We start from the raw sequence: 15416 nt of genomic DNA, 5'->3' as shown, positions 1-15416 counted from the left end.
GGCGCTGCGATGATCAGTTATCTCGACTTTGAGAAGCCGGTCGCGGCGCTGCAGGCGCGGATCGACGAACTGCGCGAGACGGCCGACGACGGCGCGCTCAACATCGGTGCGGAGATCGAGAAGCTGCAGCAGCGCTCGACGACCATGCTCGCCGAACTTTATGCGAAGCTCACGCCCTGGCAGAAGACGCAAGTCGCCCGCCATGCCGAGCGCCCGCATTTCCGGGACTTCGTAGCGAATATGTGCAGCGACTTCGTGCCGCTCGCCGGTGACCGTGCCTATGCCGACGACAAGGCGATCCAGGGCGGCTTCGCGACCATATCCGGCCGCAAGGTCATGCTGATGGGGCATGAGAAAGGCCATGATACCGCGAGCCGCGTGAAGCACAATTTCGGCATGGGCATGCCGGAGGGCTATCGCAAGGCGGTTCGGCTGATGGAGCTGGCTGGCCGGTTCGGGCTGCCGGTGGTGACGTTGGTGGATACGTCTGGCGCGTTTCCCGGTGTCCAGGCGGAGGAGCGCGGCCAGGCCGAGGCGATCGCGCGCGCGACGGAGTCGTGTCTCGCGCTCGGAGTGCCGATGGTTGCGGCCGTGGTGGGCGAGGGCGGCTCGGGCGGCGCCGTGGCGCTGGCATCGGCCAATCGCGTGCTGATGTTCGAGCATGCCATCTATTCGGTCATCTCGCCGGAGGGCTGCGCGTCCATCCTGTGGCGTACGGCCGACAAAGCCGCCGACGCCGCGCAGGCCATGCAGGTGACCGCGCAGCAGCTCGAGACGCTGGGCGTGATCGACCGAATCGTGCCGGAGCCGGTCGGCGGTGCGCATCGCGCGCCCGAAGTCGCGATCCAGTCGCTCGAGAAGGCGATCGTCGAGGAACTGCGGGCGCTGGATGGTCTGGGCGCGGAGCAGTTGCGCCGCCAGCGCGCCGACAAGTTCCTCGCGCTTGGCGGCTGACGCGCTGGAACGGCCTGCGCGCCGCTGCATTTCTCTGAGGCATAGCATCAAGGCAGGCGCGCAGGAGGGCAGGGCATGACCGGCAAATATCGGAAGCTCTGGCTGGCGAGCGCGCTCGTCACGGTCTGCGTCACGACCAGCGTCGGCGACGCGCAGGTGTCGACCGCGACATCGATGAGCCAGTCCGAGCGGGCGGAGGGCGCCAAGGCGCATCCCGAGCTGCTCAAGGAATTTGGCGGGCTCTATAATGGACCTCAGGCCGCCTATGTCACGAGCGTCGGCCGCAGGATCGCGGTGCAATCGAGTCTGTCCAGTCAGCAGAACGACTTCACGATCAGCCTGCTCAACTCGTCAGTCAACAATGCCTTCGCGATCCCCGGTGGCTATGTCTATGTCACGCGCCAGCTCATGGCGCTGATGAACGATGAGGCGGAGCTGGCCGGTGTGCTTGGCCACGAGATCGGCCATGTCGCCGCGCAGCACAGCAAAAAGCGGCAGAGCGCGTCGCAGCGCAATTCGATCCTTGGCACGCTGGGGCAGGTGCTAGTCGGCGTCGTCGCGGGCGACAGCGGCTTTGGCCAGTTGCTGCAGAAAGGAATCGGCACCGGCACCCAGCTGCTGACGCTCAAATTCTCACGGACGCAGGAATATGAGGCGGATGATCTGGGTATCCGTTATCTCGCCAAGGCGGGCTATGATCCCAAAGCGCTCTCCTCGATGCTGGCTTCACTCGCCGCACAAACCGAACTCGACGCCCGAACCCGCGGGTCGAACAATGCCGTGCCGGAATGGGCGAGCACGCATCCCGATCCGGCCTCACGCGTCCGTCGCGCACTGACCAATGCGCAGGCGACCGGTTCGAAAAGCAACTATCGCAACGCTGCAACCTTTGTCGGTAATCTCGACGGCCTTCTCTATGACGACGATCCCAAGGAAGGAGTCATTCGGGGCAGGGAATTCCTGCATCCCCTGTTCAAGCTCAAATTCACGGCGCCGACCGGCTTCACTATGCAGAACGGCACGACGGCGGTCTCGATTGCCGGCCAGAGCGGCCAAGCACAGTTCAGCGGGGGATCGCTTAACGGTAGCCTCGACGACTATGTGCAGGATGTCTTCGTGCAGTTGGCGGGTCAAGACCGACGGCCCTCCGTCAGCATACAGCGCAACATGATCAACGGCCTACCGGCCGCTTATGGCAGCGGAAGGATGAGCAATTCGCAGGGCGCGCAGCTGGACGTGACGGTCGTTGCCTATCAATTCGGCCCGTCAAGCGCCTATCATTTCCTGGTGGTGACGCCGGCGGGGCAGGGGCTGGGCGGCCTATCCCCCATGATCAATTCCATGGCCCGGATGAGCGACAGCGAGGCGGCCGGAATAAAGCCGCGGCGTGTGCGCCTGGTCACCGTGCGCCCGGGCGACACCGCGCGGAGCCTGGCAAGCCGTATGGCCTATAGCGATTATCAGCTGGATCGCTTTCTGGTGCTGAACGGCCTTGGTCCGAATGCACCTCTCAAGGTCGGTGGCCGCGTGAAGATCGTCAGCTACTGAAGATCGTAGGCGGAGACTGCACCGGCAACGAACTTAATCGGGAAATGACCAGCGCTGTCCCCGCGCTTCCGCCAGCGAAAAGGGCGGCCGCACCAGGTGCAGCCGCCCATGTCTTCAAGGGAGTCGTCGAAACCCCTCGATCAATAGCTACTGGAGGCCGTTGCTGACGTTGTTGAACGTCGAGTTCAGCTTGGTGCCCAGATTGCCCATGGCGGTGATGGCGGCCACGGCGATCAGAGCGGCGATCAGGCCATATTCGATCGCGGTCGCGCCCTTGTTGTCCTTGAGCATCTTGCGGATAAAATTCACCCCGGTTCTCCCATTTTGTTGAGTGCGGCCGGATTTACGCGCGAGGCCATTGCCCAACTGGAAAATAGTGCGCTTAACCGGGAAATTACCAGCGCAGCGCCGAGGCTTCCGACAACGAAAAAGGGCGGCCGCACGAGGTGCAGCCGCCCATGTCTTCAAGGGAGTCGTCGAAACCCCTCGATCAAAAACCTACTGGAGGTTGTTGGCGACCTTGTTGAACGTCGTGTTCAGCTTGGTGCCCAGATTGCCCATGGCGGTGATGGCGGCCACGGCGATCAGAGCGGCGATCAGGCCATACTCGATCGCGGTCGCGCCCTTGTTGTCCTTGAACATCTTACGAATGAACTTCATGTGAGGTCTCCTCAGTCTGCAGTACTACAGTCACCCAGCAACTGAAAAATCAGCGCGCAATCATGTTTACGACGCTATTGGTTTCCAAAGTCCTAAAGTTCCCGTGGGACTGTAAAGAAAACAGGGTTAATGATTATTTACTTCGTTCGAGACATTTGCCCACATTGCGTTCGTCCTGCTCGCGACATTGCTGAGCGCACCGATCATACCGAGGACCACCATGGCAATGATGAGGCCATATTCGACAGCGGTCGCGCCGTCCTGAGATTGTCTGATCCTGCGGAAAAGAGAGCGCACCGAATTTCCCCTGCGACAGCCCGATTTGGGCGGGTATGTACGGTTACATTCGTTAACAATTTATAGAGACGCTGTTCCATTATGACCCAAATCCCCCTCGTTGTCGTGGCGGCAGCACTGGTCGACGCACAGGCGCGAATCTTCGTGCAGCAGCGCCCCGCGGACAAGAATATGGGCGGGCTGTGGGAGTTTCCCGGCGGCAAGGTCGAGCAAGACGAAACCCCCGAGAACGCGTTGATCCGCGAGCTCCAGGAGGAACTCGGCATCGCGACCGAAACCGCCTGCCTTGCGCCCGCCACTTTCTCGACCGGTGACATCGATGGCCGTCCGCTGCTGCTACTGCTCTATGTGTGCCGGAAGTGGTCCGGAACCGTTCGACCGACGGAAGCCGCCGACAGCCGCTGGCTGCGCAGCCACGAACTGTTCGCGCTCGACATGCCCCCCGCCGACGAGCCGCTGGTGGCGATGCTGGACGCGCTGCTCTAGCGCTTCGCCTTAAGGGCCTCCGCAAGCGATACCGTTGCGCTGCCACGGCGGGCCGGCTGTGGCTGCGACTGGCTCGGACGCCATCCGCTGCCGTGGATGATCACGAAGCGCTCCGTAACTCGGCCGTCGGCCTCAGCGCGCCTCGCGAAATCATCGGCAGCGCGAGCGAGCCCGACGCGTGCGAGCGGCGGCGGCGCGGAGGCGAGGCATTGCGCCACCCCCATGCCACGGAGGTCCGCGATCAGTGTGAACAGTGAGCCATAACGAACCTCCAGCGTCTGACTGTCCGCGACAGGCATCGCCAGGCCCGCGCGCGCCATCAGATCGCCGAGCGCGCGGACATCGACCTGGGGATGGATGCGCTGTGCCGGTCGGTCACCATCCGCCGCCAGCAACGCCGCGCGCAGGACGGGTAAAGACCCGGCACCCACGAAGCTCACGAGTAGGAGCCCGTCGGGCTCCAGTGCGCGGTTCATTGCGATCAGTGCGCCGGGCAGATCGTTGACCGCGTCAAGTGTGCCGCAGCATAGAATGAGGTCGAAGCTCCCCGCTTCATAGGGCAGGGCATCCTCCTGGATCGCCGTCCCGCCTGCTCGTTGAGCCCAGACCGGGCCTGGATCGGCGCAGGTCACGGCGCACCCGCGCGCTGCCAGCGCCTGCGCGATCCGATCGTCGGGGCAACCAATGACCAATGCGCGCGCGAATTTGCGCGTCGTATCGTCGAGCCGTTCGAGCATCTCGTCGGCCATCTCGGCATAGAGAAAGTCATGCGCCTGGAAACTGCGCGCCGCCCGGTCGCGGCGGCGAGCGCGCAGAGTCTGACTGAAAATATGGGGGACTCTCATGCCGGGCTTGTGCCGTCTTCGGGGCCATGGGACAAGTCGCGCCATGGGCATGCTCCCGCTTTTCCAGACCGCCGTTCGGCCGCTGCTCGACTATGCGCTGCCACCGCGCTGCGCGGCCTGTGGCGTGATCGTAGACGAGACGGGGACATTATGCGCGCCCTGCTGGAGCTCGATCGATTTCCTCGGCGAGCCCCTGTGCGCGATCTGTGGGGTGGACCTGCCCTCCATGTCCGCAGAGGCGACGTCATGCGGTGCCTGCATCGCGGCACCGCCGCCTTATGACCGGGCGCGGGCGGTCATGCGCTATGGCGAGGTCGCCCGCTTGATGGCGCATCGGCTTAAATACGGGCGAAGGCTCAGCTTGTCGGGGGTGATGGCTGCTCACATCGCCCGGCTGCTGTCGGTCGACCAGACGGCGCCAGCGCTGATCGTGCCCGTGCCGCTGCACCGCTGGCGCATCTGGTCGCGCGGCTTCAATCAGGCGGCGCTGATCGCGCGGCATGTCGGCAAGCGCTCCGGGCTGCCGGTGGAGGTCGATCTCCTTCGGCGCGTCCGGAACACCCCGCCGCTCCATGCGCTTGGAACGCGCGAGCGCGCACGCGTGGTTCGCGGCGCCTTCGCGCTGGCGCCCGGCGCAACGGAGGCGCTGACGGGTCGAACGGTGATCCTCATCGACGATATCTGGACGACGGGCGCGACGGCGACGGCTTGCTCCCGGCTGCTACGACAGGGCGGGGCGGGGCGCATCGAGATATTGTGCTGGACACGCGTCACGCAATCGGACGATTGACATTCCTTCTTGGCCCTCCAACATCCCCTGCTGGCATCAGGAGGAAGTCACCCGATCATGGCCCATGTCGAAATCTACACCCGTGCCTTTTGCGGCTATTGTGCGCGTGCAAAGGCGCTGCTGCAGGAGAAAGGCGTTGATTTCGAGGAATATGACCTCAGCATGGGTGGCCCGCAGCGCGCCGAGATGATCGAGCGATCGGGCGGCCGCGCGACCTTTCCGCAGATCTTCATCGGCGGCGCCCATGTCGGCGGCTGCGATGATCTGATGGCGCTGGAGCAAAGCGGCAAGCTCGACACGCTGCTGGATGCCTGACCGAGGGGACATCATGCGGATAGCGCTTTTCCAGATGAATTCGGGCGTCGATCCCGAGATCAACGTCCGCGCGCTGACCGATGCGGTAGCGCAGGCGGCGGAGGGCGGAGCACAATTGCTCTTCACACCGGAAATGTCCGGCTGCGTCGATCAGGATCGCGAACGATCGAGCAAGGTCATCGTGCGCGAGGAGGAGGACATTGTCCTCGCCGCCGTGCGTGGGACCGCCGCCGAGCATGGCCTGTGGGTGCATCTTGGCTCCCTCGCGCTCAGCGATCCGGCGACAGCCAAACGGCGCAATCGCGGTTTCCTCATCGACGACAGGGGCGACATTCGCGCACGCTACGACAAGATCCACCTGTTTGACGTGGACCTCCCCACGGGCGAGAGTTGGCGCGAGTCCAACAGCTATGCCGCAGGCGAGCAAGCCGTCGTGGCGCAGACCCCCTGGGGCAAACTAGGACTCACCATCTGCTACGATCTGCGTTTCCCGGATCTGTTCCGCGCGCTCAGCAATGGCGGGGCGGATATCATTTCCGTGCCGGCCGCCTTCACTGTGCCGACCGGCGAGGCGCACTGGCATGTCCTGCTGCGCGCGCGGGCAATCGAGTCCTCCGCCTTCGTTGTCGCCACGGGACAGACCGGCACGCATGAGGATGGTCGGCAAACTTATGGGCATAGCCTCGTAATCGATCCGTGGGGCACGATTCTACTCGATGCAGGTGATAAGCCTGGGCTTTACTTCGCGGATCTTCCGCTCGAGCGGCTCCACAACGTACGGACGCGTATCCCCGTGCTTCAGCACCGCAAGTCGATCTCGGACGTCGTTAGCGCATGATATCCTTCGATCTTAGATGTGCCGGTGATCATGTCTTCGAAATCTGGTTCAGATCCGGCTCGGATTTCGATACGCAGCGCGACGCCGGCCAGATCAGTTGCCCGGTCTGCGGCGATCGCGACGTCGCCAAGGCTGTCATGGCACCGGCCATCGCGGCCAAAGGCAACCAGCGGCGCGCAACCACCGGCGATCAGTATATGGCTGGCGGCGACATCAAGGAGACGCCAGAGCATGTCCGTGCGCTCATGAGCGCGCTCGCCGAAGCGCAGGCCGCAGCGCTCAAGGACTCCGTGTGGGTCGGGGATAGTTTTGCCGACAAGGCGCGCGCAATGCATTATGGCGAGGTCGACAGCGCCGCGATCCACGGCACCGCCAACGCGCAAGAAGCGCGCGCAATGATGGAGGAGGGGCTCGCCATCGCGCCCTTGCTCGTGCCGATCGCGCCGCCGGACAAGACGAACTGACCACGCCAAGCCGGCGCCGAGATTGACCGCTCCGGCCGCGCGCAATAGAGCGCTTTGGCGTGCGCCCGTAGCTCAGCAGGATAGAGCATCAGATTCCTAATCTGGGGGCCACAGGTTCGAATCCTGTCGGGCGCACCACCGATCTTAACGCGATCGAAGCCGAACCGTCCTAGGCGGCCAGCACATCAACCGTCATCAGGGGCAAGCATGGACAAGGAGCAGACTGTCGAGCGGTCGAACGGCGCCAGCTGGCGCCGCGCGCGACTGCTCAATGTCTGGGTGGACGATCTGTCGGTCCAGGAAATCGTCGAGCAGCTCGACCAGGATGTCTTGTTCACCGTCAATGTCGACCATCTCTACCAGTTGCAGCGCAATCCGGATTTTGCTGCGGCCTATGCGGGCGCGACGATCGTATCGTGCGACAGCAAATATGTGCGCGGCGGCGTGCTGGCGACGGGCAGGGGGCCGATGCGCAAAGCCTGCGGGTCGGACATCGTGCCGGCCTATTGGCGGCATCATGCGGGAAATCCCGATGTGCGGATATTCCTGCTCGGCGCAAAGCCCGGCGTCGCGGCGGCGGCGCAAGCGCGGATCAATGGCCTTGTCGGCCGCGCGATTGTCGTCGGGGCGCATGGGCCATCGATGAATTTCGTGAATGACGAGACGGAGTGTCTGGCGGCGATCGACATGATCAACGCTTCCGGCGCGACCTGTCTCATCGTCGGCCTGGGTGCGCCCAAGCAGGAAATCTGGATCCATAAGCACCGGCATCTGATGCCGGGCGTGAAGCTCTATATGGGTGTCGGCGCGACGATCGACTATGAGGCCGAAGCCGTCGCGCGCGCGCCGCTGTGGATGCGCAAACTGGCGCTGGAATGGTTCCACCGTGTGATCACCGATCCGCGGCGCTATGCGATGCGCTATCTGCGCAATGTCGAATTCTTCTGGCTGGTGCTGAAAGACCGGCTTGGCCTTTATCGGCCGCCAGCATTCAGATCGCCGGTCACGACGGGCGAACCAGGCACGGGCTAATTGTGAAGATCCGATGTGACGCACTTTGCATGCGTTCGGGCTTGCCATAGAGCGTGAGGCGACATCGCCGGGTCTGTTTCGGATACGACGGCCAGACTTAATTTAACATAATATATATTATCGGACTTTAAGATGGACGACAGGGCGGCAGACATCACTCCCCTCCAGGCGATCATGGCGCGTCTGCGCGATCCTGAGCGCGGATGCCCTTGGGATGTCGAGCAGACGTTTGCGACCATCGCGCCCTATACGATCGAGGAAGCCTATGAAGTGGCCGACGCGATCGAGCGCGGCGACACGGCGGCGCTCAAGGACGAGCTTGGCGATCTGCTGTTCCAGGTGATGTTCCATAGCCGGATGGCTCAGGAAGCCGGCTCGTTCGATCTTTCCGACGTGATTACAGCGATCTGCGACAAGATGGTGCGACGGCATCCACATGTGTTTGGCGATGGTCAGGCATCGCCCGGTTGGGAGCAGATCAAGGCCGCCGAGCGCGCGGAGAAGGCCGACGACGATCCGTCCGCACTGGCCGGCGTGGCTGTCGCACTGCCGGCCTTGCTGCGGAGCGAGAAGCTGCAGAAGCGCGCGTCGCGCGTCGGTTTCGATTGGGATGATATTGCAGATGTTCGCGCCAAGCTACTGGAAGAAATAGAAGAAGTTGATAACGCCGAGACCCCGCAGGAAATCGAGGACGAGATTGGCGACGTGCTGTACGCAGCGGTCAATCTGGCCCGGCATCATGGCGTCGATCCCGAGGCAGCGCTCCGCGGGGCCAATGCGAAGTTCGAGCGCCGTTTCCGGGCCATGGAAGCATTGGCGGGCGATGCATTCCCGGATTTGCCGATCGATCAGAAAGAAGCGCTCTGGCAGGCCGTGAAGCGGGCCGAGGGCTGAGGCAGCTCGCCGCGTGAGGCTGGAAACCGATCGCCTGCTGCTGCGCCGCTGGACGCCGCGAGACGCCCTTCCCTTCATCGACATGCATGCGCACGACGACGTCATGGCGTGGCTCTGGCATCGACCGCGCGATGTCGACGAGGTGCTGGCCTATTTCGCCGTGCTGGAAACGCATTTCGAAAGCGAGGGCTTCGGGCTCTGGGCGGTCGAGCGGCGGGCCGATAGGCAACTTATCGGGATGAGCGGATTGCGCAGAGTGGTCGGGGGCGATCATCCGATGGCGCCATGCGCGGAGATGGTCTGGCGACAGCGTCGCGACGTCTGGGGGCACGGCTATGCCGCGGAAGCAGCCGACGCTGCTGTCCGCGACGGATTCGAGCGGATCGGGTTGCCGCAGGTGATGGCCTGGACGGCTGCGAGCAATCAGCGGTCTCAAGGCGTGATGCGCAGGATCGGCATGGTGCGGCAGGAAGCACTGGATTTCGACCAGCCGGGGCTCGCGGACGCGCATCCCTTGCGGCGGCAAGTCGTGTTCACCCGTTCGGCCTGACCGTCAGCCTGGTAAGCCCGCGCCGAATTGCCGGAGGAACCGCTCATGATCGGCGGGATCCATGCGGACCGAGAGCGTGACCGTCGCGGTGTCGCCGGACGCGTCATGCTCCTCGGACAGCACGTCGCCATGGCCGTGCAGCCAGGCCAGCGCGGCACCGTCGCCGCCGTCCAATACGATCTCGTAGCGGCGATGGCCCTTCCCCAATATGTCCGCAAGCTGCCGCTTGAGCGCATCGATGCCCTCGCCGGTCAGCGCCGACACCAGCGCGACATCACCAAGCTGCGCCGCGCGCGCCTCGATCGCGGCGCGATGCTCGGGATCCTCGATAAGATCGGCCTTGTTCCAGACCTCGATCATCGGTGCGGCACTGCCCTGCCCCTCGGCATCGGTTGTCCCCTCCTCGTCCGGTGCGGCACCGAGCCCGGAGAGCACATCGAGCACATCTTCCTTCTGCGCATCGCTGTCGGGATGCGCGATATCCCGGACGTGGAGGATGAGATCGGCCGACAGGACTTCCTCCAGCGTCGCGCGGAAGGCCGCGATAAGCTGGTGCGGCAGATCAGAGACGAAGCCCACCGTATCGGACAGGATCGCCTTGTCGATGCCCGGCAGGCTGATCTGGCGCATCGTGGGATCGAGCGTCGCGAAGAGCATGTCCTGCGCCAGCACATCGGCGCCGGTCAGCCGATTGAACAGTGTCGATTTGCCGGCATTGGTGTAGCCAACCAGAGCGATGACGGGCCAGGGCGCGCGCTGCCGTCGCGCCCGATGCAAGCCGCGCGTGCGCGTGACCTGGTCCAGCTCCCGGCGGATGCGCGCCATGCGATCGCGGATCATGCGCCGATCGGCCTCGATCTGGGTCTCGCCTGGGCCGCCCAGGAAGCCGAAGCCGCCGCGCTGGCGCTCGAGGTGGGTCCAACTGCGCACCAGGCGGCCGGCCTGATAATCGAGATGGGCGAGCTCGACCTGCAGCCGCCCCTCGGCTGTCGCAGCGCGCTCCCCAAAGATTTCAAGGATGAGCCCGGTACGATCGATCACCTTGGCGCCCCAGGCCTTTTCGAGATTGCTCTGCTGAACCGGGCTCAGGCTGTTGTCGACGACGACAAGCTCGGCCTTCGTCTCCTCGATCAGCCCGCCAATCTCCTCCACCTGTCCCGAGCCGAACAGGGTCGCCGGGCGCGATTGGCGCAGGCGATAGACCGCCGCATGGACCACATCGAGACCGATCGCCACGGCAAGTCCCCGCGCCTCCTCGAGCCGCGCGGACACATCGCGACGCTGCCGCCCGCCGAGATCGGCATGAACGACCAGCGCGCGGGCGCCGCGCGAGACTTCTTCACGTTCGCTGAAGTGGGCGATGGCTCAGGCTCGCAGCTCAGTCCTGGTCATCCTCACCCTCCCCTGAGAGATCGAGCGGATGCAGCGGCTGAACGGTGGAGATGGCATGCTTATATACGAGCTGGACGAGGCCGTCGCGCTGCAGAAGCATGCAGAATAGATCGAATGCCGAAATGTCGCCCTGGAGCATGACGCCGTTCACCAGGAACATCGTCACCGGCTCGCCCGACTTGTGGACCGCGGACAGGAAGATCTCCTGCAGCAGTTTGGGCTTGCGCTCATTGGCGGAGAAGGCGGACTCGATCCGCGAGAGATCGATTGGGTGCGCGGGCATGACCGTCGAGATGGCGTGCTTGTAGACGAGCTGCGTCTGGCCGTCGCGGCGCAGGAGCACCGAGAAATTGTCGAACCAGGTGACGATGCCTTGCAGTTTCACGCCCTTGACGAGAAACATGGTGACGGGCGTCTTGCTCTTGCGGAGACTGTTGAGGAAGATATCCTGGAGATTATTGAGCTTATCGGCCATTTTATTACTCCATTATTGGCGGGTCATGGCCCGCATCGCATCCAATTTGGATATCGATTGTCTACCCAGACGCTTTGAACCTAGGCGATTCTCCCTGGGAAATCTAGCCACCTTTGCCGCACTGCACAAATTGCGGCAACCGGCTTCAGTCCCTCCCCTCGCCCAGCCCCAGTGACTTGAGCTTCCGATGCAGGGCGGAGCGTTCCATGCCGATGAACGCGGCGGTGCGGGAGATGTTCCCGGAGAAGCGCTTGATCTGGACGCGCAGATATTCCCGCTCGAAATTCTCGCGGGCCTCGCGCAGCGGCGCTCCCATGATCGCGCTGGACAGGCCGGCATCGTCATTGTTGCCCGTGGCTTCCACCGGCAGCATGTCGAGCTCGATCGTGCCGCCGGGCTGCATCGGCGCGAGGATGATGGTGCGCTCAACCACGTTGCGCAACTGCCGGACATTGCCGGGCCAGTCTGAGGATTGCAGCGCGGCCATCGCATTGGCCGCCATCTGCGGCGCGGGCATGCCGCGCTCGGCGGCGAATCGCGCGAGATAATGCTCGACGAGGCCAGGAATGTCATCGCGGCGCTCGGCCAGCGGCGGGATGACGAGCGGCACGACATTGAGGCGGTAATAGAGATCCTCGCGGAAGTTCCGCTGTGCGATCTCTTCCTTGAGATCGCGCGCGGTCGAGGAAATGACGCGAATGTCGACGCGAACCTGCCGTTGGCCACCGATTCGCGTGAAGCTCTGGTCGGTCAGTACCCGCAGGATCTTGCCCTGCGTGGTGAGCGGCATGTCGGCGATTTCGTCCAGGAACAAGGTGCCGCCATGCGCCTGTTCCAGCAGGCCGGGACGGATCACCCCATCCGTGCCCTCGACGCCGAACAGCGCCTCTTCCGCGCGCTCGGGTTCGATGCGCGCCGCCGTGACGATGACGAACGGACCGTCCGTGCGGCCGGACCAGTTATGGAGCATACGCGCCGCGACTTCCTTGCCGACGCCCGCCGGGCCGGTGATGAGCACCCGGCTGCCCGTGGCGGCGACTTTCTTGATCGTGGCACGAACGCTGTTGATCGCGTTGCTGGTGCCGGTGAGCTCTTCTTCCTGGCCGAAGCGGGCGCGCAGGGTCTGGTTTTCGCGCCGCAGCCGCTCGGTTTCCGTGGCGCGCGCGACAATGTGGAGCAACTGGTCCGACTCGAACGGCTTCTCGATGAAATCGACGGCACCGCGACGGATCGCCGCGACGGCCGTGTCGATGTTGCCGTGGCCTGAAATCATCAGCACGGGGATGGTGGCATCGCGCTGCTTGATCTCTTCGAGCAGTTCAAGGCCATCCAGCCGTGAGCCTTGCAGCCAGACGTCAAGCAGGACCAGCGAGGGGCGCCGCGTCGCCAGCGCTTCCAGCGCCTCGTCGCTGCTCGCCGCGAGGCGGGTCTCGAAGCCCTCATCCTGCAGCACCCCGGCAACCAGCTCGCGGATGTCAGCCTCATCATCGACAATCAGAATATCAAGCGCCATTCAACGTCTCTTTCGTGGAATCTCCGGGCTGCCCCTCGCCCTCTTCGGCCAGCCGCGCCAGCCTCGCTACATCGAAGCGCAACGTCACGATCGTGCCCCCGCTCGGCGCATCGCCGAAGCTGATCGTGCTGAAATGCTCCTCGATAATCTTCTTGACGATCGCGAGCCCGAGCCCCGTGCCTTTCGCGCGGGTGGTCATATAAGGCTCGACGATCCGATCCCGCTGATCCGGCAAGCCGACGCCATCGTCGATTAGGCGCAGCACGATCTCGCCATCCTCGCGGTCGATGGTCATGCCAATATGACCGATCGGAGATGTCTTGCCCGCCAGAGAGTCGCCTTGTCCCTCGCCGATCTCGGCCAGGTGTCGTTGCTCGATCGCCTCGACCGCGTTCTTGACGATGTTCGTCAGTGCCTGGCCGATCTGACGACGATCACAAACCAGCATCGGTTCGGCTTCCGCGCTCAGAAAGGAAAAGGCGATCTCCGGATGCGCGACTTCGTGCAGGAACATGGCATGGCGCGCGATGTCGATCACTGCTTCCTCGCGGAACACCGGCTTTGGCATACGCGCGAAGGATGTGAATTCGTCAACGATGCGCCGCAGGTCACCTACCTGCCGGACGATCGTTTCGGTGAGGCGTTTGAAGGTGCCGGGATCGGACGAGATTTCCTTGGCGTAGCGGCGCTGGAGCCGCTCGGCCGCGAGCTGGATGGGGGTGAGCGGATTCTTGATCTCGTGCGCGATCCGGCGCGCCACGTCCGACCACGCAGCGCGGCGCTGGTCGAGCAGCTGCTCGGTAATATCATCAAAGGTCAGCACGCGGTTACCGCCCTCGGCCACCACGCGCACGGCCAGGGTGCGGATCTCTCCACCGGCACGGATCTGAATGATGTCGGATCCGGTGCCCGCTGCCATGAGCGCGGCAAGCTCTTCTGAAAATTCGGCAAGCGGTTGCCCCGCCGCCTGTTCGCCCGGCTTGACCAGCAGCGCCGCCGCCGAGCTGTTGAGAAGCTGGATGACGCCATGCTGATCGACCGAGATGACGCCGGCGCTGACGCCGGACAGCACGGCTTCGATCAGCGCCCGGCGGTTGGCGAGCTGACCATTGGCGGAGACCAGTGCGCCGGTCTGCGCCTCGAGCCGCTGCGTCATGCGATTGAAGGCGCTGGCGAGCGTGCCGAGCTCGTCGCGGGCATGTGTGTCGGTGACGCGGGTGGAGAGATCGCCGGCAGTCACCCGGCGCGCGGCGTCGACCAATTCGCCGACCGGGCGCACGAGCCGGTCGGCGACAAGGAGTGCGATCCACACCGCGATCCCCACCAGTGCCAATGTGCCGAGGAACAGGAGGATGTTGAAGCGGAGCTGAAGCTGGCGCGAACGGGCGGCGAATTCCTCGTAGCCGGCAAGCACCTGCTGTGCGCGCTTCATCTGGCTGAACGCGGACACGGCCGAATCGCGGGTGGCGTAGAGGAAGGTGTTGGAGCCGGGATAGAGCAAGGTGAAAGCCTCGATCTGGTCCGGCTTGGCCTTGACCACCACCGACTCGCCGGTGCGCAGCTCCTTGATGATCTCGGGCGTCAGCACATCGGTCGCCGTGCGCCGCTCGGGATCGACCGTCGCCGCGGTGCGCGCGACCCCATCCCTTCCAATTTCGATGATCGCCGAGCGGTTGAGCTTGCGCGTCACGACCTGATAAACATAGCCCTCGGCGAAGGATGGGCTCGAAATGTTGGACTGCGAGAGATAGTCGCGCAGGTCCCCGGCCATCGTGACTGTCTCGTCGCCGGTCTCCTTGATGTTCGACTGATAATAGCCGCGTGCCAGATCGCTGGCATTCTGGAGCATGCCGCGCGCGTCGGATGAAAACCAGAACTGCACGCCATATTGGAACAACAGCGAAGCGAAGATCACGACGAGCAGGAGCGGCACGCTCGCGGTGATCGAGAACAGGGCGACGAGTCGGACGTGGAGCTTCCCGCCTCCGCCGACCAGACTGCGCTCGGCGCGCCTGCGCGCGATACGCTGGCCGATCAGGACCAGCAGGATGATCGCCGGCAGCAGATTGAGGACAAGCAGCAGTGCGACCACCGCAGCGCTCAGCAGCGTATCGATCTGCTGCGGACGGCTGATCAGCCAATAGGTGAAGCCGGCGGTCGCGAGCAGCGTAAGCAGCGCCAGCACTTCGGCCAGGCGACCAAGACGCGGCGAGCCAAACAGGGTCGGCGGCGACTCGTCCATCCCTCCGTGCATTGCGGCTCGCTGGTCCATCGTGGCAACGGTACAACATCGCCGTGGCTCTGAAAACACGCTTTCGGACGAGCCGAGATTCCGTAACGGAAATGTCACATCATCATCGATC

At 64.0% G+C, this 15416-nt stretch carries 18 protein-coding genes and 1 tRNA gene; 11 read left to right on the top strand and 8 right to left on the bottom strand.

The features are described 5' to 3' along the window. Nucleotides 1-9 precede the first annotated feature (9 nt). Nucleotides 10-954, top strand: a complete 945-nt coding sequence (locus KK488_RS01425; RefSeq protein ID WP_214621342.1) for an acetyl-CoA carboxylase carboxyltransferase subunit alpha — start codon at nucleotides 10-12, stop codon at nucleotides 952-954. A gap of 75 nt (nucleotides 955-1029) precedes the next feature. Continuing rightward, on the top strand, nucleotides 1030-2502 hold the full coding sequence (locus KK488_RS01420) for a M48 family metalloprotease (protein WP_214621341.1): 1473 nt from the start codon (nucleotides 1030-1032) through the stop codon (nucleotides 2500-2502). A 147-nt stretch (nucleotides 2503-2649) separates the two neighbouring features. Here KK488_RS01420 and KK488_RS01415 read toward each other — a convergent pair whose 3' ends face one another. From KK488_RS01415 to KK488_RS01405, 3 genes are all read right to left on the bottom strand, one after another. Continuing rightward, on the bottom strand, nucleotides 2650-2811 hold the full coding sequence (locus KK488_RS01415) for a Flp family type IVb pilin (protein ID WP_214621340.1): 162 nt from the start codon (nucleotides 2809-2811) through the stop codon (nucleotides 2650-2652). A 189-nt stretch (nucleotides 2812-3000) separates the two neighbouring features. Next, nucleotides 3001-3162: a Flp family type IVb pilin gene (locus KK488_RS01410; RefSeq protein ID WP_214621339.1), complete on the bottom strand. Its 162-nt coding sequence runs from the start codon at nucleotides 3160-3162 to the stop codon at nucleotides 3001-3003. 126 nt (nucleotides 3163-3288) lie between these two features. Continuing rightward, nucleotides 3289-3459, bottom strand: a complete 171-nt coding sequence (locus KK488_RS01405) for a Flp family type IVb pilin (RefSeq protein WP_214621338.1) — start codon at nucleotides 3457-3459, stop codon at nucleotides 3289-3291. A gap of 81 nt (nucleotides 3460-3540) precedes the next feature. On the opposite strand from KK488_RS01405, the gene KK488_RS01400 reads away from it, so the two are divergent. Next, complete coding sequence (locus KK488_RS01400) at nucleotides 3541-3945, top strand: (deoxy)nucleoside triphosphate pyrophosphohydrolase (RefSeq protein ID WP_214621337.1); 405 nt, start codon at nucleotides 3541-3543, stop codon at nucleotides 3943-3945. On the opposite strand, the gene KK488_RS01395 is transcribed toward KK488_RS01400, so the two are convergent. Next, entirely contained in the window at nucleotides 3942-4790 is an 849-nt protein-coding gene (locus tag KK488_RS01395; protein ID WP_214621336.1) for a class I SAM-dependent methyltransferase, read from the bottom strand. The genes KK488_RS01400 and KK488_RS01395 overlap by 4 nt on opposite strands. Nucleotides 4791-4833: 43 nt before the next feature. Between KK488_RS01395 and KK488_RS01390 the strand changes: the two genes are divergently transcribed. The 8 genes from KK488_RS01390 to KK488_RS01355 all read left to right on the top strand — a co-directional run bounded on the left by KK488_RS01390 (nucleotide 4834) and on the right by KK488_RS01355 (nucleotide 9673). Beyond that, entirely contained in the window at nucleotides 4834-5580 is a 747-nt protein-coding gene (locus tag KK488_RS01390; protein ID WP_214621335.1) for a ComF family protein, read from the top strand. A 57-nt stretch (nucleotides 5581-5637) separates the two neighbouring features. Then, nucleotides 5638-5895 carry a glutaredoxin 3 gene (grxC, locus tag KK488_RS01385; protein ID WP_214621334.1) on the top strand — a complete coding sequence of 86 codons (258 nt, stop codon included), beginning with the start codon at nucleotides 5638-5640 and terminating at the stop codon, nucleotides 5893-5895. 13 nt (nucleotides 5896-5908) lie between these two features. Further along, nucleotides 5909-6733: a carbon-nitrogen hydrolase family protein gene (locus KK488_RS01380; protein WP_214621333.1), complete on the top strand. Its 825-nt coding sequence runs from the start codon at nucleotides 5909-5911 to the stop codon at nucleotides 6731-6733. After that, entirely contained in the window at nucleotides 6730-7197 is a 468-nt protein-coding gene (locus KK488_RS01375; protein ID WP_214621332.1) for a DUF1178 family protein, read from the top strand. Before KK488_RS01380 ends, KK488_RS01375 begins: the two co-directional genes overlap by 4 nt. 61 nt (nucleotides 7198-7258) lie before the next feature. Beyond that, nucleotides 7259-7335 (top strand) — tRNA-Arg (locus KK488_RS01370). Nucleotides 7336-7404: 69 nt separating this feature from the next. Beyond that, entirely contained in the window at nucleotides 7405-8229 is an 825-nt protein-coding gene (locus tag KK488_RS01365; RefSeq protein WP_214621331.1) for a WecB/TagA/CpsF family glycosyltransferase, read from the top strand. Between the two features lie 132 nt (nucleotides 8230-8361). After that, a complete protein-coding gene (gene mazG, locus KK488_RS01360; RefSeq protein ID WP_214621330.1) occupies nucleotides 8362-9123 on the top strand; it encodes a nucleoside triphosphate pyrophosphohydrolase in 762 nt (253 codons plus the stop codon). 13 nt (nucleotides 9124-9136) lie between these two features. Next, the gene (locus tag KK488_RS01355; RefSeq protein ID WP_214621329.1) at nucleotides 9137-9673 is read left to right on the top strand and encodes a GNAT family N-acetyltransferase; all 537 of its coding nucleotides are present in this window, start codon (nucleotides 9137-9139) and stop codon (nucleotides 9671-9673) included. A 3-nt stretch (nucleotides 9674-9676) separates the two neighbouring features. Here KK488_RS01355 and hflX read toward each other — a convergent pair whose 3' ends face one another. The 4 genes from hflX to KK488_RS01335 form a co-directional block, all read right to left on the bottom strand. Continuing rightward, nucleotides 9677-11035 (bottom strand): GTPase HflX, encoded by a 1359-nt coding sequence (gene hflX, locus KK488_RS01350; protein ID WP_214621609.1) that lies wholly within the window; start codon nucleotides 11033-11035, stop codon nucleotides 9677-9679. A 16-nt stretch (nucleotides 11036-11051) separates the two neighbouring features. Further along, nucleotides 11052-11540, bottom strand: a complete 489-nt coding sequence (gene hfq / locus KK488_RS01345; protein WP_214621328.1) for an RNA chaperone Hfq — start codon at nucleotides 11538-11540, stop codon at nucleotides 11052-11054. A 145-nt stretch (nucleotides 11541-11685) separates the two neighbouring features. Then, nucleotides 11686-13053 carry a nitrogen assimilation response regulator NtrX gene (gene ntrX / locus KK488_RS01340; protein ID WP_214621327.1) on the bottom strand — a complete coding sequence of 456 codons (1368 nt, stop codon included), beginning with the start codon at nucleotides 13051-13053 and terminating at the stop codon, nucleotides 11686-11688. Beyond that, a complete protein-coding gene (locus tag KK488_RS01335; RefSeq protein WP_250889968.1) occupies nucleotides 13043-15295 on the bottom strand; it encodes a sensor histidine kinase in 2253 nt (750 codons plus the stop codon). Before KK488_RS01335 ends, ntrX begins: the two co-directional genes overlap by 11 nt. Nucleotides 15296-15416 lie beyond the last annotated feature (121 nt).

This window comes from Sphingobium nicotianae, from assembly GCF_018603885.1.
In the GTDB taxonomy this organism is placed as follows: Bacteria; Pseudomonadota; Alphaproteobacteria; order Sphingomonadales; family Sphingomonadaceae; genus Sphingobium; species Sphingobium nicotianae.
Note: the sequence above shows the minus strand (reverse complement) of the source record. Positions and strands in the feature narration are given on the sequence as shown.

Excerpts from the sequence above, each read along its gene's own strand:
- KK488_RS01425 (WP_214621342.1), top strand. The coding sequence starts at position 10 with ATGATCAGTTATCTCGACTTTGAGAAGCCGGTCGCGGCGCTGCAGGCG.
- KK488_RS01420 (WP_214621341.1), top strand. The coding sequence starts at position 1,030 with ATGACCGGCAAATATCGGAAGCTCTGGCTGGCGAGCGCGCTCGTCACG.
- KK488_RS01410 (WP_214621339.1), bottom strand. The coding sequence starts at position 3,162 with ATGAAGTTCATTCGTAAGATGTTCAAGGACAACAAGGGCGCGACCGCG.
- KK488_RS01400 (WP_214621337.1), top strand. The coding sequence starts at position 3,541 with ATGACCCAAATCCCCCTCGTTGTCGTGGCGGCAGCACTGGTCGACGCA.
- KK488_RS01395 (WP_214621336.1), bottom strand. The coding sequence starts at position 4,790 with ATGAGAGTCCCCCATATTTTCAGTCAGACTCTGCGCGCTCGCCGCCGC.
- KK488_RS01390 (WP_214621335.1), top strand. The coding sequence starts at position 4,834 with ATGGGCATGCTCCCGCTTTTCCAGACCGCCGTTCGGCCGCTGCTCGAC.
- grxC (WP_214621334.1), top strand. The coding sequence starts at position 5,638 with ATGGCCCATGTCGAAATCTACACCCGTGCCTTTTGCGGCTATTGTGCG.
- KK488_RS01380 (WP_214621333.1), top strand. The coding sequence starts at position 5,909 with ATGCGGATAGCGCTTTTCCAGATGAATTCGGGCGTCGATCCCGAGATC.
- KK488_RS01375 (WP_214621332.1), top strand. The coding sequence starts at position 6,730 with ATGATATCCTTCGATCTTAGATGTGCCGGTGATCATGTCTTCGAAATC.
- KK488_RS01365 (WP_214621331.1), top strand. The coding sequence starts at position 7,405 with ATGGACAAGGAGCAGACTGTCGAGCGGTCGAACGGCGCCAGCTGGCGC.
- mazG (WP_214621330.1), top strand. The coding sequence starts at position 8,362 with ATGGACGACAGGGCGGCAGACATCACTCCCCTCCAGGCGATCATGGCG.
- hfq (WP_214621328.1), bottom strand. The coding sequence starts at position 11,540 with ATGGCCGATAAGCTCAATAATCTCCAGGATATCTTCCTCAACAGTCTC.
- ntrX (WP_214621327.1), bottom strand. The coding sequence starts at position 13,053 with ATGGCGCTTGATATTCTGATTGTCGATGATGAGGCTGACATCCGCGAG.
- KK488_RS01335 (WP_250889968.1), bottom strand. The coding sequence starts at position 15,295 with ATGGACGAGTCGCCGCCGACCCTGTTTGGCTCGCCGCGTCTTGGTCGC.